This is a genomic window from Pseudomonas sp. BGI-2, assembly GCF_004310295.1.
In the GTDB taxonomy this organism is placed as follows: Bacteria; Pseudomonadota; Gammaproteobacteria; order Pseudomonadales; family Pseudomonadaceae; genus Aquipseudomonas.
In genome coordinates this window covers 110,736-137,448 of record NZ_SISB01000009.1, presented here as the reverse complement: position 1 = coordinate 137,448, position 26,713 = coordinate 110,736, and the positions used below count along the sequence as shown (strand labels likewise).

Sequence of the window (26,713 nt, the reverse complement as noted above, 5' to 3'; positions counted from 1 at the left end):
GGATCCACAGAGCCTTGATTTTAAAAGGCTCTTTGGTTCTTTCTGTGCTGGTCAAATTAGTGGCTAATAGCTATAACTCAACGCATGGCCAATGGGCTTTCCCGCACCTGGCGTTTTGAGTTGCGTTTATGTCGTTGCACGCCGTGCGCCCGAAGATCCTGGGTTTTATCAGTGAAGATGTCTCGGCCTGGCTGGTCGCGCTGCTGGTATTGCTCGTCGGCGGGATTCTTACCGGATTGCTGGCCTGGTCGACACTGAATCTGTTTCACCATCAATTGCGGCAGCGTTTCCAGCTGCTCGCCAGTGAACGTTACAGCCGTATCGAAGAACGTTTCGAAGATCAGGAACAGCGCCTCGACGGCCTGCGCCGATTCTTCGCCAATTCCCAGTCGGTCTCCCGCGAGGAGTTCGACGGCTACACCCAACCGTTGCTGCACCGCACCGAGGCGTATTCATTCGCTGCGCGGGTGACCCGTGATGAGCGGGCGGCGTTTGAGCGCAAGGTGCGCGAAGAGGGATTCAGCGACTTCACCCTTCGTGAGCTCAACGCCGACGGCCAATTGCAATTGGCCGCCGAACGGGATGAGTACGTGGCAGTGCTCTACAGCCAGACCCGAAGCCGGCTCGGCTCGCCGCTCGGGTACGACTTGTTCGCCCAGCCGTTGCGCCGCGCCACCTTGGAACGGGCAGACAAGCTGGGCTGCATGGCCGTCTCGCAACCGATGCATCTGGTCGGCATCGAGCCGGCTTATGCACGGGGTGTGCTGCTGGTGGCGCCGGTGAAGCGTCAGAGTGACGCCGCGGTGCCGACCACGAAACCCTACGGTTATGTCATGGCGGTGATCAGCATGCGCCAGTTGCTGGCGGACGGGTTGCCGGAGGCCAGTTATGACTATCTTTCGGTGCGCATCCTCGACCTGTCCACCGACGATCAGCACGAGGTGCTTTACGAGTCCTACAACTCGCCTGCCGCCAGCGAATTGTCCGCCACACGCCTGCTGCGTATGGCTGACCACGACTATCAAGTCGATATCTTGCCCAGCGAAGCCTTCCTGAAAGCCAACCATTCCTCGGTGACCAGCCTGGTGGTGCTCGGTGGCTTGCTCAGCGTACTACTCAGTGCGTTGCTGTACGTGCTGGTCAGCCAACGCCAGCGTGCGCTGAGAATGGTCGAGCAGCGCACCCAGGAGTTGCACGACCGCGAGCAGGAATTGCGCGGCACTCACGGCCAGTTGCGCGGCGTGCTGAATGCCGCGACTCAAGTGGCGATCATTGCCACCGACCTGCGGGGTGTCATCAGCACCTTCAACGCCGGGGCCGAGCAAATGCTGGGTTACTCCAGCGCTGAAGTGGTGGGGCGCATGACCCTGGAAAACCTGCACTTTCCCAGGGAGTTGGTCGCACGCTCGGCGGAATTGAGTGCGCGCTATGGCAAGCCGATTCCGACCTGTCAGGCGATGTTGGTCGAAGGGGGAGAAGAGGGTGGTCACGAAGCGCGGGAGTGGACGCTGGTCCGTCAGGATGGCAGCCATCTGACGGTGAACATGCTCGCGACTCCGGTACTTGACGAGCAAGGCCTGTGGGTCGGGCATCTGGCAATTTGCATCGACATCACCGAACGCAAACGCGTTCACGAAGCCCTGGCTGCGCGCGACTTGTTGCTGAAAAAACTCAGCGCCCATGTGCCCGGTGGCATTTATCAATTCAAGATGGAATTCGACGGTCGCTTCAGCGTGATCTACGCCAGCGACGGGATTCGCGAGATCTACGAACTCGATCCGGACGTTCTGTTATTCAATGCCGAAGCAATTTTCACGCGGATTCATACACAGGACACGACTCGCGTGCGCGCCTCGATCCGCGCGTCGGCGGATACGCTCAGCCCGTGGCGCGAGGAATACCGCGTGCAACTGCCTCAACGCGGCCTGCGCTGGGTTCGCGGCGAGGCGACTCCGGAGGAACTGCCGGGAGGCGGCGTGCTCTGGCATGGTTACATTTCCGATATCTCCGACCTGAAACGGGTGGAAGAAGAGCTGCGGGCGCTGTCGATCACCGATTCTCTGACCGGGATCCACAACCGCCGCTACTTCCAAGAGCGCCTGACCACCGAAATGGCCCGGGTCGAGCGCGGTGGTGGCGAGTTGTCGGTGATCATGCTCGACATCGACCACTTCAAACGCATCAACGACCTGCATGGCCACGCCGTGGGCGATCGGGTGTTGCAGGCCGTGTGCGAGCGCATCAGTCTTCGCCTGCGACGTACCGACGTGTTCTGTCGCCTGGGGGGCGAGGAATTCATGGTGCTGTGCCCGGACATCGACGGCGAACAGGCCCACGTGCTGGCCTTGCAGCTGTGGCAAGGACTGCGCAGTTCACCGATCGAAGGCGTGGGGACAGTGACCGCGAGTTTCGGGATTGCCAGTTGGCGAGTCGGAGAGGGCGCGGACGCGCTGTTGCTGCGGGCGGATTCGGGCGTGTACGCGGCGAAGCAGGCGGGACGGGATCGGGTCGTAGCAAAAACCAGCTAAAACCAAATGCAGAGCCTTGTGGGAGCGAGCTGTGTGGCGAGGGGATTTATCCCCGTTCGGCTGCGAAGCAGTCGTAAAACCATTGCTTGCGGTGTATTTGATACACCGCAGTGTCTGATTCTGGGCCGCTTCGCAGCCCAACGGGGATAAATCCCCTCGCCACAAAGGCTCACTCCCACATTGGGTCTGTGGTGTTTTCTAGACCGGGTTAAAGCACCGAAGCCGTTTCCGGCACTTTCGGCTGGCGATACAGATCCAGCAGCACCTGATCCAGCACCGAAGATGCGCCAAACGGGGCCTTGTCGTTGAGGATGGCCACCACCGCCCAGGTGTTGCCGTTGACGTCACGGCTGTAACCGGAGATCGCGCGCACGGTGTTCAGGGTGCCGGTCTTGACGTGGGCTTCACCGCGCATCGCGGTGGTCTTCAGGCGTTTGCGCATGGTGCCGTCGGTGCCGGCAATCGGCATCGAACTGATGAACTCGGCGGAGTATGGGCTGCGCCACGCGGCTTGCAGCATCGCCGCCATTTCACGGGCGCTCACACGTTCTGCACGGGACAGGCCGGAACCGTTTTCCATCACCAGGTGCGGCGCGGTGATGCCTTTCTTCGCCAGCCACTGACGCACCACGCGCTGGGCGGCCTTGGCGTCGTCACCGTCGGCATCGGTGCGAAATTTCTGGCCCAGGCTCAGGAACAACTGCTGAGCCATGGTGTTGTTACTGTATTTATTGATGTCGCGAATGATTTCCGCCAGATCCGGCGAATAGGCCCGGGCCAGTACCTTGGCGTTGCTCGGCGTCGGCGCCAGACGATCCCTGCCCTGGATGCTGCCGCCCAGTTCCTTCCAGATCGCGCGCACGGCACCGGCGGTGTAGGTCGCGTGGTCGAGCAGCGACAGATAAGTCTGTGAACTGCAGCCATCGCCCAACTGACCGCCAACCGTCACGGTCACACTGCCATCGGCTTGGGTCACCGGGTTGTAACGCACGCCACCGGAGCATTGCTTGGAGTTGACCGCTTTGACCTGGTTTTCAATATTGATGCTGGCGATCGGCGGTTCCACCGACACCAGGACCCGGCCGTTGTCGTTGCGCGCCACGAAGCGCAGGGCCTTGAGGTTGACCATCAGCGAATCGGGCTTGACCAGGAACGGTTTGTTGTCGTCATTGCCGTCGTCGTTGAACTCCGGCAGTTGCGGTTGCACGAAGAAATTGCGGTCCAGCACCAAGTCACCGGTGATTTGCGTCACGCCGTTGGCGCGCAAGTCACGCATCAGCAGCCAGAGCTTTTCCATGTTCAGTTTCGGATCGCCGCCACCCTTGAGGTAGAGGTTGCCGTTGAGGATGCCGCCGCTGAGGGTGCCGTCGGTGTAGAACTCGGTTTTCCACTGGTGGTTCGGGCCGAGCATTTCCAGCGCGGCGTAGGTGGTCACCAGCTTCATGGTCGAGGCCGGGTTGACCGAAACGTCAGCGTTGTAAATGGTCGGGGTGCCCGGGCCGTTCAGCGGGATCATCACCAGCGACAGGGCGTTGCCCGGAAGTTTGCTGGCCTTGAGGGCTTTTTCGACGTTGGGTGACAGACCGGTGTTGATGGAGGCGGCGGAAACGGAGAAGGCCAGGGGTAGAAGAAAACCGGCCAGCAGCAATGGACGCAAAGATTTGATCATGTGAAATAAAACCCTACATTCGAGGGGAAAAAAGACGAGGGCATGAAGATAAATTCCCTCAGTGGTCATGAAAGTGTCGGCATTATGCCCCAAGGTGTAACGGCTTGTGCCTTACCGTGCGCCTCTAATCCGCAATTTTTTTACCGGCGGTAGGCTTAGCGCTGCCGAGAGACGGGCAATCAGCGCCTTAAACTGCTAAAGTGCCGCCCGTTATTACTTATGAGGATTGTTCCAATGGCGACTAACCGTTCCCAGCGTCTGCGCAAAAAACTGTGCGTCGATGAATTTCAAGAGCTGGGTTTCGAGCTGAACCTGGATTTCAAAGAAGATTTGGCTGATGAAGCCATTGATGCTTTCCTCGACGCGTTCCTGAAAGAAGCCATGGAAGCCAACGGTCTGGGCTATGTTGGCGGCGACGACTTCGGTCTGGTTTGCCTGCAGAAGCGTGGCTCGGTGTCCGAAGAGCAGCGTGCTGCTGTTGAAGCCTGGCTCAAAGGCCGCAGCGAACTGACCGAAGCAACCGTCAGCCCGCTGATCGACGTCTGGTACCCGGAAAAGCCGATCAATCCGGTAGCTTGATGTCATAGCTTGCTGTCATAAAAGAAGCGGCGACCCAAGGGTCGCCGTTTTTTTATGCCTGCTTTTTGTAGGCGTATGGCTTGGCTTGCGATATTGATCTCGGGGATGCCTTCGCGGGCAAGTCGGATCGCCGCACCGCTCGCTCCTACAAAAGCTTTGCGCGGAACCTGTAGGAGCGAGGCTTGCCCGCGAAGGGGCCCTCAGGCCTTGCGCCAGTTCAAGATCACCAACGTCAACACCCCCGCGACAATCCCCCAGAACGCCGAACCAATGGAAAACAGCGTCAGCCCTGACGCCGTGACCATAAAGGTAATCAGCGCCGCCTCACGTTCCTTCACTTCGGTCATGGCTATGCTCAGGCCATTGATGATCGAGCCGAACAACGCCAGCGCCGCAATCGACAGCACCAACTCTTTAGGCAGCGCGGCAAACAACGCCGCCAGCGTCGCGCCGAACACCCCGGCAATCCCGTAGAAAATCCCGCACCAGACCGCCGCCGTGTAACGCTTGTTGCGATCCTCATGGGCATGCGGCCCGGTGCAGATCGCCGCGCTGATGGCCGCGAGGTTGATCCCGTGGGAGCCGAACGGCGCCAGCAGCAGCGAGGCGATGCCGGTGGTGGTGATCAGCGGCGAGGCCGGCACGGTGTAGCCGTCAGCGCGCAATACGGCGATGCCGGGCATGTTTTGCGAAGTCATCGCCACCACAAACAATGGAATACCGATGCTGATGGTCGCGGCCAGGGAGAAGTGCGGTGTGGTCCAGACCGGCGTCGCCACTTCCAGATGAAAACCGCTGAAGTCGAGCAGTCCCATGACCCCCGACAGCGCCGTGCCGATCAGCAATGCCGCGAGCACCGCGTAACGCGGCGACAGGCGCTTGACCAGCAGATAAGTGAAGAACATCCCCAGCACCAGCCCGGTACGATGCTGCGCGGCGACGAAGATTTCGCTGCCGATCTTGAACAGAATCCCCGCCAGCAACGCCGCGGCCAATGACGCCGGAATCTTTTTCACCAGGCGTTCGAAGCTGCCGGTCAAACCACAAATCGTCACCAGCACCGCGCAGGTAATGTAGGCACCGATGGCCTCGCCGTAGCTCACGCCGCCGAGGCTGGTGATCAGCAACGCCGCGCCAGGCGTCGACCAGGCAATGGTGATCGGCGTGCGATACCGCAGGGACAGGCCGATCGAGCACACCGCCATGCCAATCGAGATTGCCCAGATCCACGACGAAATCTGCCCGCTGGTCAGGCCCGCCGCTTGTCCGGCCTGAAACATCAGGACAAGGGAGCTGGTGTAGCCGGTCATCATTGCGATAAAGCCGGCGACGATCGCTGACGGTGACGTATCGGCCAAGGGGCGGAGCTGCGTGTGCGTGGCGTCGTTCATGACAGCGGTGTTCCTTGTACTAATAAAGATGTCCGTGATCCCTGTAGGAGCGAAGCTTGCTCGCGAAGGCGTCGTGTCAGTCGATATCAATGTTGACTGACACGACGCCTTCGCGAGCAAGCTTCGCTCCTACAAGGAAATCGCGTTCAGGCGGCGGATTCTGCGATCAAGCCTAAACTCAAAAGTAACCAACCGTTGCGATACAGCAGAAGCGACAAACAGCCGTACAGTCGTGTTGCCACCATCCATTGTGTACAATCGCGGTGTTTTTTACGCGATACTTGCCAGCGACCCACTGTGCCGTATTACAGTCACGGTCAATTCGCCGCAGTTCTCCCGACTCGAGTGCCCATGAACGAACAGTTGCAGCCCCTTAAGAAACAACCGCGAGCAGGCAAAGCCGGCCGCAGCGGTACCCAGGACGATATTGTCTACGCGCATATCTTCGAGGCCATCCTCGAACAGCGTCTGGCGCCTGGCACCAAGTTGAGCGAAGAAGCGCTGGGGGAAATTTTCGGGGTCAGTCGCACCATCATTCGCCGTGCGCTGTCGCGCCTGGCCCATGAAGGCGTCGTGCTGCTGCGTCCGAACCGCGGCGCCGTCGTCGCCAGCCCGAGTGTCGAAGAGGCGCGTCAGGTGTTCCTGGCGCGGCGTCTGGTAGAACGCGCGATCACTGAACTGGCGGTTCAGCACGCCACCGCCGAGCAGATTGCCGAGTTGCGGCAGATGGTCAACGACGAACGCGACAGCTTCTCCCGTGGCGATCGCGGCGCCGGTATCCGTCTGTCGGGCGAATTCCACCTGAAACTGGCCGAAGCGGCGAAGAATGCGCCGCTGATCAGCTTCCAGCGCAGCCTGGTGTCCCAGACTTCGCTGATCATCGCCCAGTACGAAAGCGGCAACCGTTCCCACTGTTCCTACGACGAACACACCCAGCTGATCGACGCCATCGAAGCGCGTAACGGTGAGTTGGCGGTGAATCTGATGATGCACCACATGGATCACATCGACAGCAAACTCAACCTCGACGAAGAAAGCGCGTCGGATGATTTGCATGCGGTGTTTTCGCATTTGTTGCAGACCAAGAAGCCGGGGCGGGCAGCGGTAAAGCTCTGACACCGCGTCGCGCCCTTCGCGGGCAAGCCTCGCTCCTACAGGGATGGAGGTGATCTCGAAATTACCTAAATCCTGTAGGAGCGAGGCTTGCCCGCGAAGGCGGCTTCAAGGGCAATAAAAAAATCCCCCGCAACCAACAATTGCGGGGGATTTTTTATGCCTGAAGAAAACTCAGCGCTGATGCACCTGATTCCCCGCCGCATAAGTCTGCAGAACAGTCCGGTCATCCCCCAGCGTCATCAACACGAACAACGTCTCGGCAATGTTATTGGCCTGCTTCAAGCGATAGCTCAGCAACGGCGTGGCGTTGTAATCGAGCACCAGGAAGTCCGCGTCGGTGCCGGGCTTCAGGGTACCGATCTTGTCTTCCAGACGCAGCGCACGCGCACCGCCGAGGGTCGCCAGGTACAGCGATTTGAACGGGCTCAGGCGCGCACCTTGCAGTTGCATGACTTTGTAGGCTTCGTTCAGGGTTTGCAACAGCGAGAAACTGGTGCCGCCACCGACGTCTGTGCCCAACCCAACATTCAATTTGTGCTTCTCAGCCATCGGCAGGTTGAACAGGCCGCTGCCGAGGAAGAAGTTCGAAGTCGGGCAGAAGGCAATCGCCGAGCCGGTTTCCGCCAGCCGCGCGCACTCGTCATCGCACAGGTGCACGCCGTGGGCGAATACCGAGCGCTCGCCGAGCAGTTTGTAGTGGTCGTAGACGTCCAGGTAGCCCTTGCGCTCCGGAAACAGTTCCTTGACCCACTCGACTTCCTTGAGGTTTTCGCTGATGTGGGTCTGCATGTACAGGTCTGGGTATTCGCTGAGCAACTGGCCGGCGAGGGTCAGTTGTTCCGGGGTGCTGGTAGGGGCGAAGCGCGGGGTGACCGCGTAGTGCAGTCGACCCTTGCCGTGCCAGCGTTCGATCAGCGCCTTGCTTTCGACATAGCTGGATTCGGCAGTGTCGGTCAGGTAGTCCGGCGCGTTGCGGTCCATCATCACCTTACCGGCGATCATCCGCAGGTCCAGCTGCTCGGCGGCTTCGAAGAACGAGTTCACCGATTGCGGGTGCACGCTGCCGAACACCAGGGCAGTTGTGGTGCCGTTACGCAGCAGTTCCTTGATGAAAATGTCCGCGACTTCATCGGCGTGAGCCTTGTCGGAAAACTGGCTTTCGCAAGGGAAGGTGTAGGTGTTGAGCCAGTCCAGCAGTTGCTCGCCATAGGCACCGACCATGCCGGTTTGTGGCAAGTGAATGTGGGTGTCGATGAAGCCTGGGGTGATCAACGCATCCTGATAATGGGTGATTTCGATGTCGGCCGGCAGAGTCGGCAGCAATTCGCTGGCGTGGCCAACGGCGCTGATCTGGCCGTTATCGACCACCAGCAGGCCGTCTTCGAAATACTCATACGAGGCTTCGATACCCACTTCAGCGGGGTCGGCGATGCTGTGCAGGATGGCGGCGCGGTAGGCTTTGCGAGTCAGAGGCATGAGCGTTCTCAGTTTGTGGCTTGGCTGCGGCGTGAAGCAGGCAGCAGTTTGGCGATCGATGATCCGGCGTTGGTAGTTTGCTGGCCGAAACTGGCGTTATAGGTGGCGATGATTTCGCCAGCGATGGAGATGGCGATTTCCACAGGCAACTTGCCTTTGACTTCGCCAATGCCCATCGGGCAGCGCATGCGTTGCAGCACGGCGCTGTCGAAACCACGATCACGCAAGCGGTGTTCGAATTTCACCCGTTTGGTCTTCGAACCGATCAGGCCGAAGTAGGTGAAATCGTTGCGCTTGAGGATCGCGGCGGTGAGTTCGAGGTCGAGCTGGTGGTTATGGGTCATGACGATGCAGTAGCTGCCGGCGGGCATATTGTCGATTTCATCCACCGGTTCTTCGGCGACGATTTTACGGACGCCGTGGGGGATCTGTTCGGGGAATTCCGCTTCCCGCGAATCGATCCAGCGCACCCGGCAGGGCAGATTGGCGAGCAGCGGCACCAGCGCCCGACCGACATGGCCGGCGCCGAACACGGCGATCTGCGCCTGGACCTGGCCCATCGGTTCGAACAGCAACACGGTCACGCCGCCGCAGCACTGACCCAGGCTGGCGCCGAGGCTGAAGCGCTCCAGGTGCGTGTCCTGCTTGCCGCTGGCCAGCATCTCGCGGCCGATCTGCATGGCCTTGTATTCCAGGTGCCCGCCACCGATGGTGTCGAAGGCCTGGGTAGCGCTGATGACCATTTTCGAACCGGCATTGCGCGGCGTCGAGCCGAGCTCTTCGATGATGGTTACCAGCACGCAGGGTTCTCCCTGGGATTGCAGGTCGGCGAGGGCGTCGATCCAGTTGTACATGTTTCACCTCGACATCTCTGTTGTCTGTTCGGGCCTCTTCGCGGGCAAGCGCTCCTACAGGTTTTGTGTCGTTCACATCATTGTGATCCACCACCACCTGTAGGAGCGAGGCTTGCCCGCGAAGGGCGCACCTCGGTCTAGAGCGAAGCCAACTCAACCTCGGCTTCCACGGCTTTCGCCGCCTTCAACTGCCGCATCTGCTCACACCCCCACAACACCCGCTCCGGCGTCGCCGGCGCGTCGATTTTCGGTTGATGCTTGTAGTCGCCAAGGCTCGCCACCGCATCCTTGATCGCACACCACGCCGCGATGCCAAGCATGAATGGCGGCTCACCCACGGCCTTGGAATGGAACACCGTGTCTTCCGGGTTCTTGCGGTTTTCCACCAGCTTCACCCGCAGGTCCAGCGGCATGTCTGCCACGGCCGGGATCTTGTAACTGGCCGGGCCGTTGGTCATCAGTTTGCCTTTGTTGTTCCACACCAGTTCTTCCATGGTCAGCCAGCCCATGCCCTGGATGAAACCACCCTCGACCTGGCCAATGTCGATCGCCGGGTTCAGCGAGTCGCCGACGTCATGCAGAATGTCGGTGCGCAGCATCTTGTACTCACCGGTCAAGGTGTCGATGATCACCTCGCAACAGGCTGCACCGAAGGCGTAGTAGTAGAACGGCCGACCACGGGCCTGGCTGCGGTCGTAGAAGATTTTCGGGGTCTTGTAGAACCCGGTGCTCGACAGCGAAACCTGAGCGAAATACGCCTGCTGGATCAGCGATTCAAAGGTCAGGATGTGATCGCGAACCCGCACGTGACCGTTGTGGAATTCCACGTCTTCTTCGCTGACCTTGTAGTGCCGCGCGGCAAATTCAACCAGGCGTTTCTTGATGATTTCAGCGGCGTTCTGCGCGGCTTTACCGTTGAGGTCGGCACCGCTGGAAGCGGCGGTCGGCGAAGTGTTCGGAACCTTGTCGGTGTTGGTCGCGGTGATCTGCACGCGGTCCATTTCCACCTGGAACACTTCGGCCACAACCTGCGCGACCTTGGTGTTCAAACCCTGGCCCATTTCCGTGCCGCCATGATTCAGGTGGATGCTGCCGTCGGTGTAGACGTGGACCAGCGCACCGGCCTGGTTGAGGAAGCTGGCAGTGAAGGAAATACCGAATTTCACCGGGGTCAGCGCCAGGCCTTTTTTCAGGATCGGGCTGTTGGCGTTGTAGCGACGGATCGCTTCGCGGCGTTCGGCGTACTGGCTGCTTTCTTCGAGTTCGGCGGTCATTTCCTCGAGCATGTTGTGCTCGACGGTCTGGTAGTAATGGGTGACGTTGCGCTCGGTCTTGCCATAGTAGTTGGCCTTGCGCACCGCCAGCGGATCAAGGGCCAGATGGCGGGCAATCGCGTCCATCACTTCTTCGATGGCAACCATCCCCTGCGGGCCGCCGAAACCCCGGTAAGCGGTGTTCGACGCGGTGTTGGTCTTGCAGCGATGACCGTTGATGGTCGCATCGCCCAGGTAGTACGAGTTGTCGGCGTGGAACATCGCACGGTCGACAATCGAGGCCGACAAGTCCGGCGAGCAACCGCAGTTCCCGGCCAGTTCAAGGGCGATGCCATGCAGGCGACCCGTGCTGTCGAAGCCTACGTCGTATTCGACATAGAACGGGTGGCGCTTGCCGGTCATCAGCATGTCTTCGACGCGGGGCAGGCGCATTTTGGTCGGTTGTCCGGTGAGGTGCGCGATAACCGCGCACAGGCACGCCGGGCTGGCGGCCTGGGTTTCCTTGCCGCCGAAACCGCCGCCCATGCGACGCATGTCGACGACGATTTTGTTCATTGATACGTCCAAAACCTCGGCCACCAGCTTCTGCACTTCGGTGGGGTTCTGCGTCGAGCAATAAACGACCATCCCGCCATCTTCAGTCGGCATCACCGAAGAGATCTGGGTTTCGAGGTAAAAGTGTTCCTGGCCACCGATGTGCAGCGTGCCCTGGATGCGATGCTCGGCGGTGGCCAAAGCATTGGCCGAATCGCCGCGCTGATGAGTGTGGCTGTCGAGTACGAAGTGGCGTTTGCGCAGGGCTTCGACCACGTCCAGCACCGGCTCCAGATCTTCGTATTCGATGATCGCGGCCATGGCGGCTTTGCGTGCGGTTTCCAGATCTTTCGCCGCGACGGCGAGCACCGGTTGCCCGACGAATTGCACGTCATCGATGGCCAGCAATGGATCGCCCGGCAGCAACGGGCCGATGTCTTTCAGGCCCGGCACATCTTCGTGAGTGATGGCGATGCGCACGCCTTCAAAGGCGTAGCACGGCTTGGTGTCGATGCTGATGATTTTCGCGTGGGCACGGTCCGAGAGCCGGGCGTAAACGTGCAGCTGATTGGGGAATTCCAGCCGGTCGTCGATGTACTGCGCTTCGCCGGACACATGCTTGGTGGCGCTGTCGTGCTTGACGCTGCGGCCGACACCGGTGGTCAGGTCCTTGGCGAACAACTCAGCCAGTTCGGCCTGGGTCTTCTCTACGGCGTGATGGTTAGACATATGCGGTCACCCGAGTCTCGATGTGCGGCGTTTGCAGTTCGATGAAGTATTTGCGCAGCAGGTTCTGCGCGCTGAGCAGGCGATATTCCTTGCTGGCGCGGAAGTCCGAAAGCGGCGTGAAATCTTCGGCCAGCGCAGCGCAGGCGCGTTCGACGGTGGCGTTGTTGAACGGCGCGCCGAGCAACACGGTTTCGCAGTTGTTCGCGCGTTTCGGAATCGCGGCCATGCCGCCGAACGCCACGCGGGCATCCGCGATGACACCGTTGTCGATGCGCAGGTTGAACGCGGCGCAGACGGCGGAAATGTCATCGTCCAGACGCTTGGAAACCTTGTACGCACGGAACAGTTGTTCGGCGCTGGCGCGGGGCACAATGATCTTCTCGATGAACTCGCTTTCCTGGCGCGCGGTGACCCGGTAATCGATGAAGTAATCTTCCAGGGCCAGGGTGCGGCGGGTTTCGCCTTTGCACAAAACGATCTGCGCGCCCAGGGCAATCAGCAGCGGTGGCGAGTCACCGATCGGCGAAGCGTTACCGATGTTGCCGCCGAGGGTGCCCTGGTTCCGAATCTGCAAGGACGCGAAGCGTTGCAGCAATTCGCCGAAGTCCGGGTATTCAGCTTTCAAGGCTTCGTAGCAGTCGGAGAGGGCGGTCGCGGCGCCGATTTCCAGGTGATCGTCGAAGCGTTCGATGCGCTTCATCTCGGCGACGTTGCCGACGTAAATCATCACCGGAAGCGTGCGGTGGAATTGGGTGACTTCCAGCGCCAGGTCCGTACCGCCGGCCAGCAGGCGGGCTTGTGGATAAGCGTCGTAGAGGTCGGCCAGATCGGCGACGGTCAGCGGCACCAGGCAGCGTTTGTCGCCGCTGTTGAGTTCGCCGATGTCGGTAGGTGCGATGGCTTTCAGGCGAGCGATGGTGTCGGTTTCGCGAACATCGAACTGATCCGGTTGCTTGCCGCAGCAGGATTGTTCGGCGGCAGCCAGAATCGGCCGATAGCCGGTGCAGCGGCAGAGGTTGCCGGCCAGCGCTTCGTGAGCCTTGTGAGAATCGGGCTCATCGCTGTTTTTTTGCAATGCGAACAGCGACATCACGAAGCCCGGAGTGCAGAAGCCGCATTGCGAGCCGTGGCACTCGACCATGGCTTTCTGCACGCTGTGCAGTTGGCCTTTGTGCTTGAGGTCTTCGACGCTGATCAGTTGTTTGCCGTGCAATGACGAAACGAACGTCAGGCACGAGTTGAGGCTGCGATAGCGAATGTGTTCGCGGCCATCGTCATCAGTTTGCAGCTCGCCGACCACCACGGTGCAGGCGCCACAGTCACCGCTGGCGCAGCCTTCTTTGGTGCCGGGTTTGCCCACATGGTCGCGCAGATAATTGAGCACGGTCAGGTTTGGGTCCAGGGCGTGCTCGCTACGGAGTTCCTGGTTAAGTAAAAACTGGATCACGGAAGGCCTCGCAGACTCATTATTGTTGTTAACCGACTTGAACCGAATTTATCAGGTCTGACTTTGCGGTCAATGATTTTCTGACTTAAAGGTCAGGAAACAGCATTTTGTCGATCAACGACTCGTTCCTTCATTATTGACCCTCGCGGGTTAGCCTGCTTTTTGCTTGATTCGTGCCAAAAACCGCTGAGTGGGCACTCCGCCATGACCCTTCATGTGCGCTACACTGCGCCGCCTGTGCAGATCGAAGAGTTTGAAGGACAATCATGACGTTCAAGGCGCCGGACAGCCTCGCCGAGCAAATCGCTCACCACCTCGCCGAACGCATCATTCGTGGCGAAATGAAGCCCGGGGAGCGCATCCAGGAACAGAAGGTCACGCTGGCCCTCAATGTCAGTCGCGGTTCGGTCCGTGAGGCCTTGCTGATTCTCGAGCGCCGCCACCTGATCGCGATCCTGCCGCGACGCGGTGCCCACGTGACCGAGCTCACCGCCCACAAGGTGCAGAGCCTGTGCACGCTGATGAGCGAGCTGTACATCCTGCTCGGCAATGCCGTGGCCAAAGGCTGGCAGGTCCAGGCCGACATGGCGCCGTTCGTGCAGATCCAGCAGCGCCTGGCTGCCAGCTACGAGCGTCAGGACATCCGCACCTTCGTCGACGACAGCTTCAACGTGATGCGCGCCGCGTACCCATTCGCCAACAATCCGTACTTGCAGGAAACCGTCGAGAACCTGCAGCCGGCCATGAGTCGTGCGTATTTCCTCGCGCTGGACCAGCGCAAGGCGTCGATGAGCGAGTTCCTCGAACTGTTCGAACGTTTGCTCGCCGCCGTGCTGGCCCGTGACTTTCCGCAGATCCGCGACGTGCTGACGGCCTATGCCCAGCGCAGCTGCGATCTGGTGGTTTCTGCCCTGACGGACGCTTAAGCGTGCGGCTCAAGTGCATCAAGCTGGCAGGGTTCAAATCCTTCGTCGACCCGACCACGGTTAACTTCCCCAGCAACATGGCGGCGGTGGTCGGGCCGAATGGCTGCGGCAAGTCGAACATCATCGACGCCGTCCGCTGGGTGATGGGCGAAAGTTCGGCCAAGAACCTGCGCGGCGAATCGATGACCGACGTCATCTTCAACGGCTCCACCAGCCGTAAGCCGGTGAGCCAGGCGAGTATCGAGCTGGTGTTCGATAACTCCGACGGCACCCTGCTCGGTGAGTACGCCGCCTATGCGGAAATTTCCATTCGCCGCAAAGTGACCCGAGACAGCCAGACCACTTACTACCTCAACGGCACCAAATGCCGCCGTCGCGATATCACCGACATCTTTTTGGGTACAGGCCTGGGCCCGCGCAGCTACTCGATCATCGAGCAGGGGATGATCTCCAAGCTGATCGAGTCCAAGCCCGAAGACCTGCGCAACTTCATCGAAGAAGCGGCCGGCATCTCCAAGTACAAGGAGCGTCGGCGCGAGACTGAAAACCGCATTCGCCGCACCCACGAAAACCTGGCCCGCCTGACCGACCTGCGCGATGAGCTCGAGCGTCAGCTGGAGCGTTTGCACCGCCAGGCCGAGGCCGCCAAGAAGTATCAGGAATACAAAGGCGAAGAGCGTCAGCTCAAGGCCCAGCTGTCGGCCCTGCGCTGGCAGGCGTTGAACGAACAGGTCGGGCAGCGCGAAGCGGTCATTGGTAATCAGGAAGTCACCTTCGAAGCCTTGGTCGCCGAGCAACGTAACGCCGACGCGAGCATCGAACGCTTCCGTGACGGGCACCATGACCTGTCCGAGCGCTTCAATCTGGTGCAGGGACGCTTCTATTCGGTCGGCGGCGACATCGCCCGGGTCGAGCAGAGCATCCAGCACGGTCAGCAGCGCTTGCGCCAATTGCAGGACGATCTGAAAGAAGCCGAGCGTGCGCGACTGGAAACCGAATCACACCTGGGCCACGACCGCACGTTGCTGCTGACCCTCGGCGAAGAGCTGGACATGCTCACGCCGGAGCAGGAAGTCACCAGCGCCGCTGCCGAAGAAGCCGCTGCCGCCCTGGAAGAATCCGAAACCACCATGCACGGCTGGCAGGAGCAGTGGGACACGTTCAACCTGACCGCCGCCGAACCGCGTCGTCAATCCGAGGTTCAGCAGTCGCGCATCCAGCAGCTGGAAACCAGCATGGAGCGACTGGCCGATCGTCAGAAGCGTCTTGGCGAGGAACGCGCCTTGCTCTCTGCGGACCCGGAAGACGCGGCGATCATGGAGCTCAGCGAGCAACTGGCCGCGAGCGAAGCGACCCTCGAAGATTTGCAGGCCAGCGAAGAAGCCCAGGTCGAACGCCTTGAACAACTGCGTCAGGAATTGCAATTGGCGCTGCAGAATCAGCAACAGGCGCAGGGCGATTTGCAGCGTCTGAACGGTCGCCTCGCCTCCCTTGAAGCTTTGCAGCAAGCCGCACTCGACCCGGGCACCGGCACCGCTGAATGGCTGCGCGAACAGCATTTGGCGGACCGTCCGCGTCTGGCCGAAGGTCTGAAAGTCGAAGCCGGTTGGGAGCTGGCGGTGGAAACCGTGCTCGGCGCCGACCTGCAAGCGGTGCTGGTGGATGACTTCGTCGATTTCGATCTGGCCGGTTTTGCCCAGGGCGATCTGCGCTTGCTCAGCCCGGCCAGTGATGGCGTGCGCGTGCCCGGCAGCTTGCTCGATAAAGTGGAAGCGCAGATCGATCTGTCGCCCTGGTTGGGGCAGGTCAAACCGGTTGAAAACCTCGAACAGGCCTTGGCCTTGCGCAGTCAGCTGAGCGCCGGCCAGAGCTTGATCAGTCGCGATGGCTATTGGGTGGGTCGACACTTTTTACGTGTGCGCCGGGCCAGTGAAGCGGAAAGCGGCGTGCTCGCCCGTGGTCAGGAAATCCAGCGTCTGAGCATCGAGCGCGAAGAGCGCGAAGCCACGGTCGAAACCCTGGAAACCCAGCTTCAGAATCTCAGGGCGCAGCAGCGTCAACAGGAAAACGGTCGCGAACATTTGCGTCGTTTGCTGCAAGACGAAGCGCGTCAGCAAGGCGAATTGAAAGCCCAGTTGTCTGCCGGCAAAGCCAAGGTTGAACAACTGACGTTGCGCCGGACGCGGCTCGATGAAGAGCTCACCGAGCTGGCCGAACAACGTGCGCTGGAGCACGAAAACATCGGCGAAGCGCGCCTGCAATTGCAGGAAGCCCTCGACGCCATGGCGCTGGACACCGAGCAGCGCGAGTTGCTGCTGGCCCAGCGCGACAGCCTGCGCGAGCGACTTGACCGGGTGCGTCAGGAAGCCCGGCAACACAAGGATCACGCGCATCAACTGGCGGTGCGCCTCGGCTCGCTCAGAGCGCAACACGACTCCACGCGTCAGGCGCTGGAACGACTGGAGATGCAGTCCGAGCGCCTGACCGAGAAACGCGAACAGCTGAGCCTCAATCTGGAGGAGGGCGAAGCGCCGCTGGAAGAATTGCGCCTGAAACTCGAAGAGTTGCTCGACAAGCGCATGACCGTCGACGAAGAACTCAAGACGGCGCAGATCGCTCTGGAAGACTCTGACCGTGAATTGCGTGATGCGGAAAAACGTCGCAATCAGGCTGAGCAGCAATCGCAGTTGATTCGCGGGCAGATGGAAACCCAGCGCATGGAATGGCAAGCCCTGACCGTGCGCCGCAAGACACTTGAAGATCAACTGCTGGAAGACGGCTACGACCTGCACGGCGTGCTCGCCACGCTGACAGCCGAGGCCAGCGAGAAGGATGCCGAAGAAGAGCTCGAACGCATTGCCGCGCGTATTCAGCGCCTCGGTGCGATCAACTTGGCGGCCATCGACGAATACACGCAACAATCCGAGCGTAAACGTTATCTGGATGCGCAGAACGACGATCTGGTGGAAGCACTGGACACGCTTGAAAACGTGATTCGCAAGATCGACAAGGAAACCCGAAACCGCTTCAAAGATACCTTTGATCAGATCAATGGCGGTTTGCAGGCGTTATTCCCAAAAGTTTTCGGTGGAGGACGCGCGTATTTGGAACTGACGGGCAAAGATCTACTCGATACAGGGGTAACGATCATGGCGCAGCCGCCAGGAAAGAAGAACAGCACCATCCATTTGCTCTCCGGTGGCGAAAAAGCCCTGACCGCATTGGCCCTGGTGTTTGCCATCTTCAAGTTGAATCCGGCGCCGTTCTGCATGCTCGATGAAGTTGATGCGCCCTTGGATGACGCTAACGTTGGACGCTACGCACGGCTGGTCAAAGAGATGTCGCAGACGGTGCAGTTCATCTATATCACCCACAACAAGATCGCCATGGAAATGGCCGATCAACTGATGGGTGTGACGATGCACGAACCGGGTTGCTCGCGTCTGGTGGCAGTGGATGTCGAGGAGGCGATGGCGATGGTGGAGGCCTGAGTCGGCGCTTGTAGGGCAAGTATTTTTAGTCTGTAGGACTTTTTTACCTGTCTCGACTTGCTGGCCAATCGACATATTCGCGCAAGCCATTGTGACAGACGGTGTAAAGTTGCCTTTGGTCGTGCTAGTTTAATGTCAATTTTTCGTATACGTGGGCAAAACGCCTGTCAGAACATAGAGTTGGCGCCACGTTTTAAAGCGGTTTGCGAGTTGTAAACCCCTTATTTTTCAGCATTTTTTATAGAGGCACGGGATTACATGGAAATCGGTCTGCGCGAGTGGCTGATCGTCATCGGCATTATTGTCATTGCCGGTATTCTTTTCGATGGCTGGCGTCGCATGCGCGGCGGCAAGGGAAAACTGAAATTCCGTCTTGACCGAAGTTTGTCCAACCTGCCGGACGAGGACACCAGCGCCGAGCTGTTGGGCCCGCCCCGCGTGCTGGATAATCATAAAGAACCGCAACTGGACGAGCACGATCTGCCGTCGGTGAGCATGCCTGCCCGTGAGCCGCGTGAATCGGGTTCCAAGCGCGGCAAGCGTGGCCACGGCGAGCCTTCCCAGGGTGACATGAACCTCAGCCTGGATCTGGACGGCGGCCCGAGCTTCAGCAGCCGTGACGACGACTTCCCGGATGACACCAAGGCCTCGCCTTCGGTCAGCGACAAGGAACAACCGCAAGCCGAAGAAGTGCTGGTGATCAGCGTGATCTGCCGCGACACGGCCGGCTTCAAAGGCCCGGCGTTGTTACAGAACATTCTGGAAAGCGGTCTGCGTTTCGGCGAGATGGATATTTTCCACCGCCACGAAAGCATGGCCGGCAACGGTGAAGTTCTGTTCTCCATGGCCAATGCGGTCAAGCCGGGCATCTTCGATCTGGATGATATCGACCATTTCAGCACGCCGGCGGTGAGCTTCTTCCTCGGCCTGCCAGGCCCGCGTCATCCGAAGCAAGCGTTCGACGTGATGGTGGCCGCAGCGCGCAAACTGTCCCAGGAGCTGAATGGCGAACTGAAAGACGACCAGCGCAGCGTACTGACCGCCCAGACCATCGAGCACTACCGTCAGCGCATCGTTGAATTCGAACGTCGCGCCCTGACCCAGAAGCGTTGATCTGTAGGAGCCAGGCTTGCCGGCGAAGGCGATCATACATACGCCTTCGCCGGCAAGTCGGGTCGCCGTACCGCTGGCTCCTACAATGATTTGTACAGCAGCACAGATTGAGCAGCCTCGGCTGCTCTTTTGCTTTATGAGAGAACACCCATGACCGCCGCCAAAAACCGCATTCTAGAACTGCGCGCTGAGCTGGATCAGCACAACTACCGTTATCACGTGCTGGACGAACCGAGCATCCCGGACGTCGAGTACGACCGGTTGTTCCACGAGCTCAAGGCCCTCGAAGCGGCCAATCCCGACCTGATCACCAGCGATTCGCCGACCCAGCGAGTTGGCAGCGCGGCGTTGTCGGCGTTCACTCAGGTGCGCCACGAAGTGCCGATGCTCAGCCTCGGCAACGCCTTCGAAGAAACCGACATGCGCGAGTTCGATCGCCGGGTGACTGAAGGGCTCGACCTGCCGGCCGGCGATTTGTTTGGCGGCGGCGCGGCGGTGGAATACAGCTGCGAACCGAAGCTCGATGGCCTGGCGGTCAGCCTGCTTTATCAGGACGGCGTGTTAGTACGCGGCGCAACGCGGGGCGACGGCACCACTGGCGAAGACATCAGCGTCAACGTGCGCACCGTGCGCAATATCCCGCTCAAGCTGCAGGGCAGCGGCTGGCCGGCGACCCTGGAAGTGCGCGGCGAAGTGTTCATGTCCAAGGCCGGTTTCGAGCGCCTGAACGCCACGCAGCTGGAAGTCGGCGGCAAGACCTTCGCCAACCCGCGCAACGCGGCGGCGGGCAGCTTGCGGCAACTGGATTCGAAGATCACCGCCAACCGTCCGCTGGAATTCTGCTGCTACGGCATCGGCCAGATTTCGGCGGATATTGCCGACACGCACATCGGCAATCTCAAGCAGCTCCAGGCGTGGGGCATGCCGATCAGTCGCGAGCTGAAACTGGCGCACGGCATTGATGAATGCCTGGATTACTACCGCGACATCGGTGAGCGCCGCAACGGGCTGGCCTATGAAATCGATGGCGTGGTGTTCAAGGTCAACAGCATCGCATCCCAGCGTGAATTGGGGTTCCGTGCTCGCGAACCGCGTTGGGCGATTGCCCACAAATTCCCAGCCATGGAAGAACTCACCGAACTGCTTGACGTGGAGTTCCAGGTCGGCCGCACCGGCGCCGTGACGCCCGTGGCTCGGTTGAAACCGGTCAAGGTCGCGGGTGTCACCGTGGCCAATGCGACGTTGCACAACATGGACGAAGTGGCGCGTCTGGGCTTGATGATCGGCGACACGGTGATCATCCGCCGCGCGGGTGACGTGATTCCGCAAGTGGTTCAGGTGGTCATGGAGCGCCGTCCGGATGACGCGCGTCCAGTGCATATTCCTGAGAAGTGCCCGGTCTGCGGCTCCCATGTCGAGCGTACGCAATTGGTCAAGCGCAGCAAGGGGCGCGAGACCGTCAGCGAAGGCGCGGTGTATCGCTGCGTCGGTCGACTGGCCTGCGGTGCGCAACTCAAGCAGGCGATCATTCACTTCGTCTCCCGTCGCGCGATGGACATTGAAGGCCTGGGCGAGAAGAGCGTCGAGCAGTTGGTGGACGAAGGGCTGGTGAACTCGCCGGCCGATCTGTACGCCCTGACGTTCGAGCAAATCGTCGATCTGGAAGGCTTCGCCGAGCTGTCGAGCAAGAACCTGCTCAGTGCCATTGGAGACAGCAAGCAACCGAGCCTTGCACGGTTCATCTACGCCCTCGGGATCCCGGATGTCGGCGAAGAGACGGCCAAGGTGCTGGCGCGCTCCCTTGGCTCGCTGGAGCGGGTTCAACAGGCGTTGCCGCAAGTGCTGACGTACTTGCCGGATGTCGGCCTGGAAGTGGCTCACGAGATTCACAGCTTCTTTGAAGATGCGCATAACCAGCAGGTGATTGCGGACCTGCTCAAGCACGGCATGCAGATTCAGGATCAGGGCGAGCTGGGAGCCGAGTTCGCCGCCAGTACCACGCTGGGCGGTTTCCTCGACAAGCTGCACATTCCTTCGGTCGGGCCGGGTGGGGCGCAGAAGCTGGCGGACAAGTTTGGTTCGCTGGAATCGGTGATGAGCGCTGATTGGCTGGACATGCGTCAGGCATTGCCGGAGAAGCAGGCTAATTCGGTTCGCGAGTTTTTCGCGGTTGAAGAAAATCGTCAGCGTTCGATTACTGCTGAGGCGCAATTGGCTGACTTCGGCATGCACTGGCAGAACGAGAAGAAAGTCGTCGAAGGCTTGCCGCTGGCTGGCCAGACTTGGGTGCTGACCGGTTCGCTGGAGTTGATGAGCCGTGATATCGCCAAGGGCAAGCTCGAAAGCCTCGGTGCCAAGGTCTCAGGTTCCGTGTCCTCTAAAACTCATTTTGTTGTGGCAGGACCGGGCGCGGGTTCCAAGTTGGCGAAGGCTAATGAGTTGGGGTTGACTGTTTATGATGAAGAGAGGCTCCTTAAAGAGTTGCGCAAGTATGGCAAGGCAGATTAAGGGCCTGACGATTCAACCTGTGGGAGCGAGCTTGCTCGCGATGAGGCCATCACAGTCAAAATTAATGTTGCCTGATCCGCCGCTATCGCGAGCAAGCTCGCTCCCACATTGATTGCGTTGAACTTGAACGATCTTCGCGCGGCAATGATCTAGTCTTGGCAAGCCCCAGGGAGAGATCGCCATGTACCGCTTTTTCGAACAGCTCAGCTCACGCATCGCCGCGCCCTTCATGGGCGAAAGTTCGCGCAACAGCAAGGTCTGGCATTGTCGCTGCGGGCAGTCGCTGTTCTTTCGCAACAGCCAGTGCCTGGCCTGTTCGGCAGCGCTGGGTTATCAGCCGGAGCAGAGTCGCCTGTCCTCGCTGCAGCCAGGCGTGCAGGCGGACACCTGGCGGCTCGACGCCGATCCCGAAGCCGGTCTGTTCCGGCGCTGCGCCAACCTCGACTCTCCCGCTGCGTGTAATTGGTTGCTGCCGGCCAATGACCACGATGCGTTGTGCATCGCCTGTAGCCTGAATCGCACCATTCCAGACCTGTCGATTGCCGAAAACCACGAACGCTGGCGCAAGGTCGAAACCGCCAAGCGTCGTCTGGTCGCACAGTTGATCAGCCTGGGTTTGCAGGTGATTCCCAAAACCATCGACGAACAGACCGGCCTGGCCTTTGACTTCATCGGTGTCGACCTTGAAGGCAAGCCGCCGACCACGGGTCACGCCAACGGTCTGATCACCCTCGATATCAAGGAAGCCGACGACGCCCACCGCGAAAAGGTCCGGGTGCAAATGCACGAACCTTATCGCACGCTGCTCGGGCATTTTCGGCATGAAGTCGGGCATTACTACTGGGACCGCTTGATCGCCAATAGCCCTTGGTTGGAGTCGTTCCGCAGCCTGTTCGGCGATGAGCGTGTCAGCTACGCCGACGCTCTGGAGCGGCATTACCAGCAAGGCGCGCCACTTGACTGGCAGCAACAGTGCGTCAGCGCCTACGCCACCATGCATCCGTGGGAAGACTGGGCGGAAACCTGGGCGCATTACCTGCACATGATGGATGCGGTGGACACGGCGCTGGGGTTTGGCATGAGCGCGCGGGAAATGGATTTTGACTACCAGCCATTTCCGTCCGACACGCTCTACGATCCGCAGCATCCCGGCGGCGCGGCGTTCCTGTCATTCGTCAACGCGTGGATCGAACTGGCCGGCATGCTCAATGAACTGTCGCGCAGCATGGGCCAGCCGGATTTTTATCCGTTCGTCCTGCCACCAGCGGTGATTGCCAAGCTGCACTTCATCCACCTGGTGATCCAGCAAGAGGGCGGCAGGGCGGATGAGGTGTTGCAAGACCTGTAATCCTGCACACAGCGCGTCCGCTTGTAGCAGCTGTCGAGCCTGCGAGGCTGCGTCCGGCTGCAAAGCAGGAGTAAATCCGGTGCTCGCGGTTTACCTGCAAAACCGCGCTGCCTGATTTTACGACTGCTGCGCAGCCGGACGCAGCCTCGCAGGCTCGACAGCTGCTACGGACAGTGGAGTTTCGCGTCCTGTGCATGTCCTTGACCTGATTCATATTTTTAATCTGGATCGAACGGTTGTAACTTCGTCTCAGATAGGTACAATGGCGCGGCTCGCCGTCAGGTGAGCGTCGTTATGGTGACCCCATCGGTCCCCCCGCAACGATTACCCGTGAACCTGGTCAGATCCGGAAGGAAGCAGCCACAGCGGGAACATTGTGTGCCGGGGTGTGGCTGGTGGGGTTGCCTCCATAACGCACCGCGAGTACTCTCTCGCGTTTTCTGTTTAAAAATACTTATTTCGTTGTGCGGCCATGGAGCTTGTTCCAGGCGGTGTTTTGTCGTTTCCGATTTTTAGAACGAACATAAAAAAGGAGGCCGATGTGTCGTATCAGACACATCGGCCTCCTTTTTCATTTGTGGCATTGTTCTTTATTGCTGGCACTAAGGCTTGGACAAGGCCTGGTCAACCGCTGCAATCAGCTTTCCCAGATCCTTCGGGGTGGCTTTGTGAATGACGCCGAACAGATACGCCCGCTGTTCATCTTCATCGACTAAATCTGCGAAAAAGGCTTTCAGCTTTACGTCCAGCACCTTGGCAAGCAGGAACAAGGCTTCAACGCTGGGGGTATACGTTCCGGTTTCAAAGCGGCTGATGGTTTTGGGGTCAAAACCGGTTTTTTCGCCGAGTTCAGCCTGAGTAAGCCCCGCGACCTTGCGGTAGCGTCGGATGGCTGGACCCAAACTTGAAATTTGCATCGCTCAATTCCCATTTAGAATCAAGAACTTAACGATAGATTTTTGCATTAGACAACTGCATGATCCATCACCTTGCTTTGCAAAATGTGATGCATTTCGTAGAATCGCCGCCAATAAGGGGTGTTTAGTGACCTGTTTCGAGAAAATGGGCAATGCGAAACCGTCAGCATTGCGCTCCCTTGCCAGCCTTGCACGAGGTTTTTGAGACTAGCCGATCTTCGGTTCTGCGAAGTCATCAAATGCGGGTCATGGAGTGAAAACGTGTTTGCGCAGTCCCACCGCTAGCGACAGCGAGCCTGATTCATGGATGAGAAATACCGCAGGGCCGTGGATGCCGCCGCCATTTTTTCCGAGACTGACCTGAGCGGTCGGATCACCCACGTCAACGATCAGTTCTGCGCCGTGTCCGGCTATAGCCGTGATGAGTTGCTCGGGCAGAACCATCGTCTCCTCAATTCCGGTGTGCACAGCGCTGATTTCTTCGCCGGCATGTGGCGCACCATTGCGCTGGGCAACGTCTGGAAGGGCGACATTTGTAATCGCGCCAAGAACGGCAGCCTGTACTGGGTCGAAAGCACCATGGTGCCGGTACTCAATGACGCCACCGGACGGGTTGATCGATACCTGTCGATTCGTTTCGACATCAGTGAAAAACGCCAGTTATTACATTCCCTGCAATGGCGGGTCGGGCATGATGTGCTGACCGGGTTGCCCAATCGCGCGTTCCTCTCGGATCTGCTGGACCAGGCGCTGGAGTTCTCCCGGCAGGAAAACATTCCGCTCGCCGTCTGTATGCTCGACCTTGACGGGTTCAAAGCGGTCAACGACGGCTACGGCCACGCCAGTGGCGATCAATTGCTGGTGGAAGTGGCGAAGCGTTTGCGCCACATCGTGCGTGGCGAAGATGTGGTAGCGCGGTTGGCTGGCGACGAGTTCGTGCTGGTGTTGCGTTACGTGCGGGATCTGCCGGAATTGCGCGCGGCGCTGAATCGGGTGCTGGGGGCAGTCTCGGCGCCGTACACCTTGCATGGCAAGGACATCAATGTGTTCGCCAGCATCGGCGTCACGCTGTTTCCCCTCGATAATGAAGATGCCGAAACCCTGTTGCGTCACGCCGATCAGGCCATGTACGTGGCCAAGCAGCGCGGTCGCAACCGATTCCATCTGTTCGACGTGTCGAGGGATCAGGAGGTCAAGGCCACTCACCAGACGGTCGAGCGAGTGCGCCAGGCGCTGGCCGCCGATGAGTTGCGTCTGCATTTTCAACCCAAGGTCAATATGCGCCTTGGCGTGGTGGTCGGCTTCGAGGCGCTGTTGCGCTGGGAGCATCCGCAAAATGGCCTGGTCCCGGCCCGGGAGTTTTTGCCGCTGGTGGAAGAGACGGACCTGATCGTCGACATCGGTGAATGGGTGATGGATCAGGTGTTGACGCAGTTGCACCACTGGCAGCAGGCGGGGCAGGGCTGGCCGATCAGCATTAATATCGCGGCACGGCATTTTCAGCGCGCGGATTTCGTCGACCGCCTCAGGCACGTCCTGGCCCGGCATACCGACGTTGCTCCGCAGATGCTCGACCTGGAAATCGTCGAGTCGGTGGCGATCGAGAACATCCAGCACGTCAGCGCCTGTTTGCAGGCCTGTCAGGAGCTCGGAGTGCAGTTTTCACTGGGCGACTTCGGCACCGGCTATTCGTCGCTGAGCTACCTCAAGCGTTTGCGTACCCAAACCATCAAGATCGATAAATCGTTTGTGCGCGACATTCTTGATGATCACGATGACTTGGCGCTGACCACGGCGGTGATCGGACTGGCCCGAGCGTTTGGCCGGCAGGTGATTGCCGAAGGGCTGCAAAGTATCGAGCATGGTGAGTTGCTGTTGCGACTGGGGTGTGAAGTTGCCCAAGGCTATTTCATCGCCCGGCCGATGCCTCCTGCCGATGTGCCGGGGTGGGTTGCGGGATTTGTCGCACCACTGCAATGGCGGGTGCTGGATCGGGTTGGCTGAAGTCTTGTGATCACCACAGGTTATGGGTTGGCTTCGGGTTCGTTTCCAATATAGAGCCGGATAATGTCATCAATCTCCCCCGACATTTTCATCCGCAGCAACGTGCGCAATATACGTTGCACCGGCACCTTGGGGTCGTTGCGCACGTAGCACCCCACAATTTGTTCCTGCAACACCGCCACGCCTTTGAGTTGCTGGCCGGGCAACAGGCGTTGATTGAACCAGTCCAGTGTCCATTGGTTACTCACGGCATAGCGATAGCGCCCCGCGTGGAGTTTTTCCAGCACCTGTTCCTGGTTGCGCGCGTCTTCGCGGTGCAGTCGGTCGGCATCGAACAGCGGTTGCAGCGTTGGTAGGAGTAACCGAGCACGGTACCGATGGGTTGTCGCGACAAGCTCGCAGGCACCACCGAGGGCTGCGGATCTTGCCGGCTGATCAGCATGTCGCGCTGAAACCACAGCGGAATGCTCCAGATGTAGTCTCCGGACTGATTCGGCAACCAGGACTGCGCGGCATAGCAGCGGACATCGACCTCGCCGTGTTCCATGGCGTTTTGCACCCGGGCCCGCGGCAGTACATGGAATTCGGCCGGCACGCCGACCTGGGTCGCGAGGCTCAGCATCACGTCGAACAGGATGCCTTGGGTCACTTGCCCGCGCTCCAGCTGCACCATCGGCATCGCCCAACTGTCGGGCACCACGAAACGCAGCGGCGCTTCGGCGGCGGCGACGTCCAGGCTTATCCACAGCGGTGCCCCCGAGGCAAAACGCATAAACGCTCCGGTACATCGCAAACCTGAGCCGATTAAA

At 59.7% G+C, this 26,713-nt stretch carries 16 protein-coding genes, 1 other RNA gene and 1 pseudogene; 10 read left to right on the top strand and 8 right to left on the bottom strand.

Annotated features, from left to right (window positions below; all coding sequences use genetic code 11):
• Positions 1 to 128 precede the first annotated feature (128 nt).
• On the top strand, positions 129 to 2,528 hold the full coding sequence (locus EYC95_RS08795) for a diguanylate cyclase (protein ID WP_131059998.1): 2,400 nt from the start codon (positions 129 to 131) through the stop codon (positions 2,526 to 2,528).
• Positions 2,529 to 2,736: 208 nt separating this feature from the next.
• On the opposite strand, the gene dacB is transcribed toward EYC95_RS08795, so the two are convergent.
• On the bottom strand, positions 2,737 to 4,197 hold the full coding sequence (gene dacB, locus EYC95_RS08785) for a D-alanyl-D-alanine carboxypeptidase/D-alanyl-D-alanine-endopeptidase (RefSeq protein ID WP_131059997.1): 1,461 nt from the start codon (positions 4,195 to 4,197) through the stop codon (positions 2,737 to 2,739).
• A 234-nt stretch (positions 4,198 to 4,431) separates the two neighbouring features.
• Here dacB and EYC95_RS08780 point away from each other — a divergent pair, with 234 nt between their 5' ends.
• The gene (locus EYC95_RS08780) at positions 4,432 to 4,776 is read left to right on the top strand and encodes a YggL family protein (protein ID WP_007896965.1); all 345 of its coding nucleotides are present in this window, start codon (positions 4,432 to 4,434) and stop codon (positions 4,774 to 4,776) included.
• Positions 4,777 to 4,976: 200 nt separating this feature from the next.
• Here EYC95_RS08780 and EYC95_RS08775 read toward each other — a convergent pair whose 3' ends face one another.
• On the bottom strand, positions 4,977 to 6,167 hold the full coding sequence (locus EYC95_RS08775; protein ID WP_131059996.1) for a benzoate/H(+) symporter BenE family transporter: 1,191 nt from the start codon (positions 6,165 to 6,167) through the stop codon (positions 4,977 to 4,979).
• A 351-nt stretch (positions 6,168 to 6,518) separates the two neighbouring features.
• Here EYC95_RS08775 and EYC95_RS08770 point away from each other — a divergent pair, with 351 nt between their 5' ends.
• Positions 6,519 to 7,283, top strand: coding sequence for a GntR family transcriptional regulator (locus tag EYC95_RS08770; protein WP_131059995.1), 765 nt, complete (start codon positions 6,519 to 6,521; stop codon positions 7,281 to 7,283).
• A gap of 171 nt (positions 7,284 to 7,454) precedes the next feature.
• On the opposite strand, the gene guaD is transcribed toward EYC95_RS08770, so the two are convergent.
• The 4 genes from guaD to xdhA form a co-directional block, all read right to left on the bottom strand.
• Positions 7,455 to 8,759 carry a guanine deaminase gene (guaD, locus tag EYC95_RS08765; protein ID WP_131059994.1) on the bottom strand — a complete coding sequence of 435 codons (1,305 nt, stop codon included), beginning with the start codon at positions 8,757 to 8,759 and terminating at the stop codon, positions 7,455 to 7,457.
• Positions 8,760 to 8,767: 8 nt separating this feature from the next.
• Positions 8,768 to 9,613 (bottom strand): xanthine dehydrogenase accessory protein XdhC, encoded by an 846-nt coding sequence (xdhC, locus tag EYC95_RS08760; protein WP_131059993.1) that lies wholly within the window; start codon positions 9,611 to 9,613, stop codon positions 8,768 to 8,770.
• Between the two features lie 137 nt (positions 9,614 to 9,750).
• Positions 9,751 to 12,150, bottom strand: coding sequence for a xanthine dehydrogenase molybdopterin binding subunit (gene xdhB, locus EYC95_RS08755; protein WP_131059992.1), 2,400 nt, complete (start codon positions 12,148 to 12,150; stop codon positions 9,751 to 9,753).
• Positions 12,143 to 13,597 (bottom strand): xanthine dehydrogenase small subunit, encoded by a 1,455-nt coding sequence (gene xdhA / locus EYC95_RS08750; RefSeq protein WP_131059991.1) that lies wholly within the window; start codon positions 13,595 to 13,597, stop codon positions 12,143 to 12,145. The genes xdhB and xdhA overlap by 8 nt, the downstream gene beginning before the upstream one ends.
• A gap of 266 nt (positions 13,598 to 13,863) precedes the next feature.
• Here xdhA and EYC95_RS08745 point away from each other — a divergent pair, with 266 nt between their 5' ends.
• From EYC95_RS08745 to ffs, 6 genes are all read left to right on the top strand, one after another.
• Positions 13,864 to 14,523 (top strand): GntR family transcriptional regulator, encoded by a 660-nt coding sequence (locus EYC95_RS08745; RefSeq protein ID WP_131059990.1) that lies wholly within the window; start codon positions 13,864 to 13,866, stop codon positions 14,521 to 14,523.
• Positions 14,524 to 14,525: 2 nt separating this feature from the next.
• A complete protein-coding gene (gene smc, locus EYC95_RS08740) occupies positions 14,526 to 18,014 on the top strand; it encodes a chromosome segregation protein SMC (protein ID WP_131059989.1) in 3,489 nt (1,162 codons plus the stop codon).
• Between the two features lie 258 nt (positions 18,015 to 18,272).
• Complete coding sequence (gene zipA / locus EYC95_RS08735) at positions 18,273 to 19,127, top strand: cell division protein ZipA (protein WP_131059988.1); 855 nt, start codon at positions 18,273 to 18,275, stop codon at positions 19,125 to 19,127.
• A gap of 150 nt (positions 19,128 to 19,277) precedes the next feature.
• Positions 19,278 to 21,635 (top strand): NAD-dependent DNA ligase LigA, encoded by a 2,358-nt coding sequence (gene ligA / locus EYC95_RS08730; RefSeq protein ID WP_131059987.1) that lies wholly within the window; start codon positions 19,278 to 19,280, stop codon positions 21,633 to 21,635.
• A gap of 181 nt (positions 21,636 to 21,816) precedes the next feature.
• Positions 21,817 to 22,983, top strand: a complete 1,167-nt coding sequence (locus EYC95_RS08725) for a putative zinc-binding metallopeptidase (protein ID WP_131059986.1) — start codon at positions 21,817 to 21,819, stop codon at positions 22,981 to 22,983.
• A 304-nt stretch (positions 22,984 to 23,287) separates the two neighbouring features.
• Positions 23,288 to 23,384, top strand: an RNA gene (gene ffs / locus EYC95_RS08720) — signal recognition particle sRNA small type.
• Positions 23,385 to 23,585: 201 nt separating this feature from the next.
• On the opposite strand, the gene EYC95_RS08715 is transcribed toward ffs, so the two are convergent.
• On the bottom strand, positions 23,586 to 23,900 hold the full coding sequence (locus EYC95_RS08715; RefSeq protein WP_131059985.1) for a helix-turn-helix domain-containing protein: 315 nt from the start codon (positions 23,898 to 23,900) through the stop codon (positions 23,586 to 23,588).
• A gap of 303 nt (positions 23,901 to 24,203) precedes the next feature.
• Between EYC95_RS08715 and EYC95_RS08710 the strand changes: the two genes are divergently transcribed.
• A complete protein-coding gene (locus EYC95_RS08710) occupies positions 24,204 to 25,904 on the top strand; it encodes a bifunctional diguanylate cyclase/phosphodiesterase (RefSeq protein ID WP_131059984.1) in 1,701 nt (566 codons plus the stop codon).
• Positions 25,905 to 25,924: 20 nt separating this feature from the next.
• Here EYC95_RS08710 and EYC95_RS08705 read toward each other — a convergent pair.
• A pseudogene (locus EYC95_RS08705) lies at positions 25,925 to 26,676 on the bottom strand (substrate-binding periplasmic protein).
• Between the last annotated feature and the right edge of the window lie 37 nt (positions 26,677 to 26,713).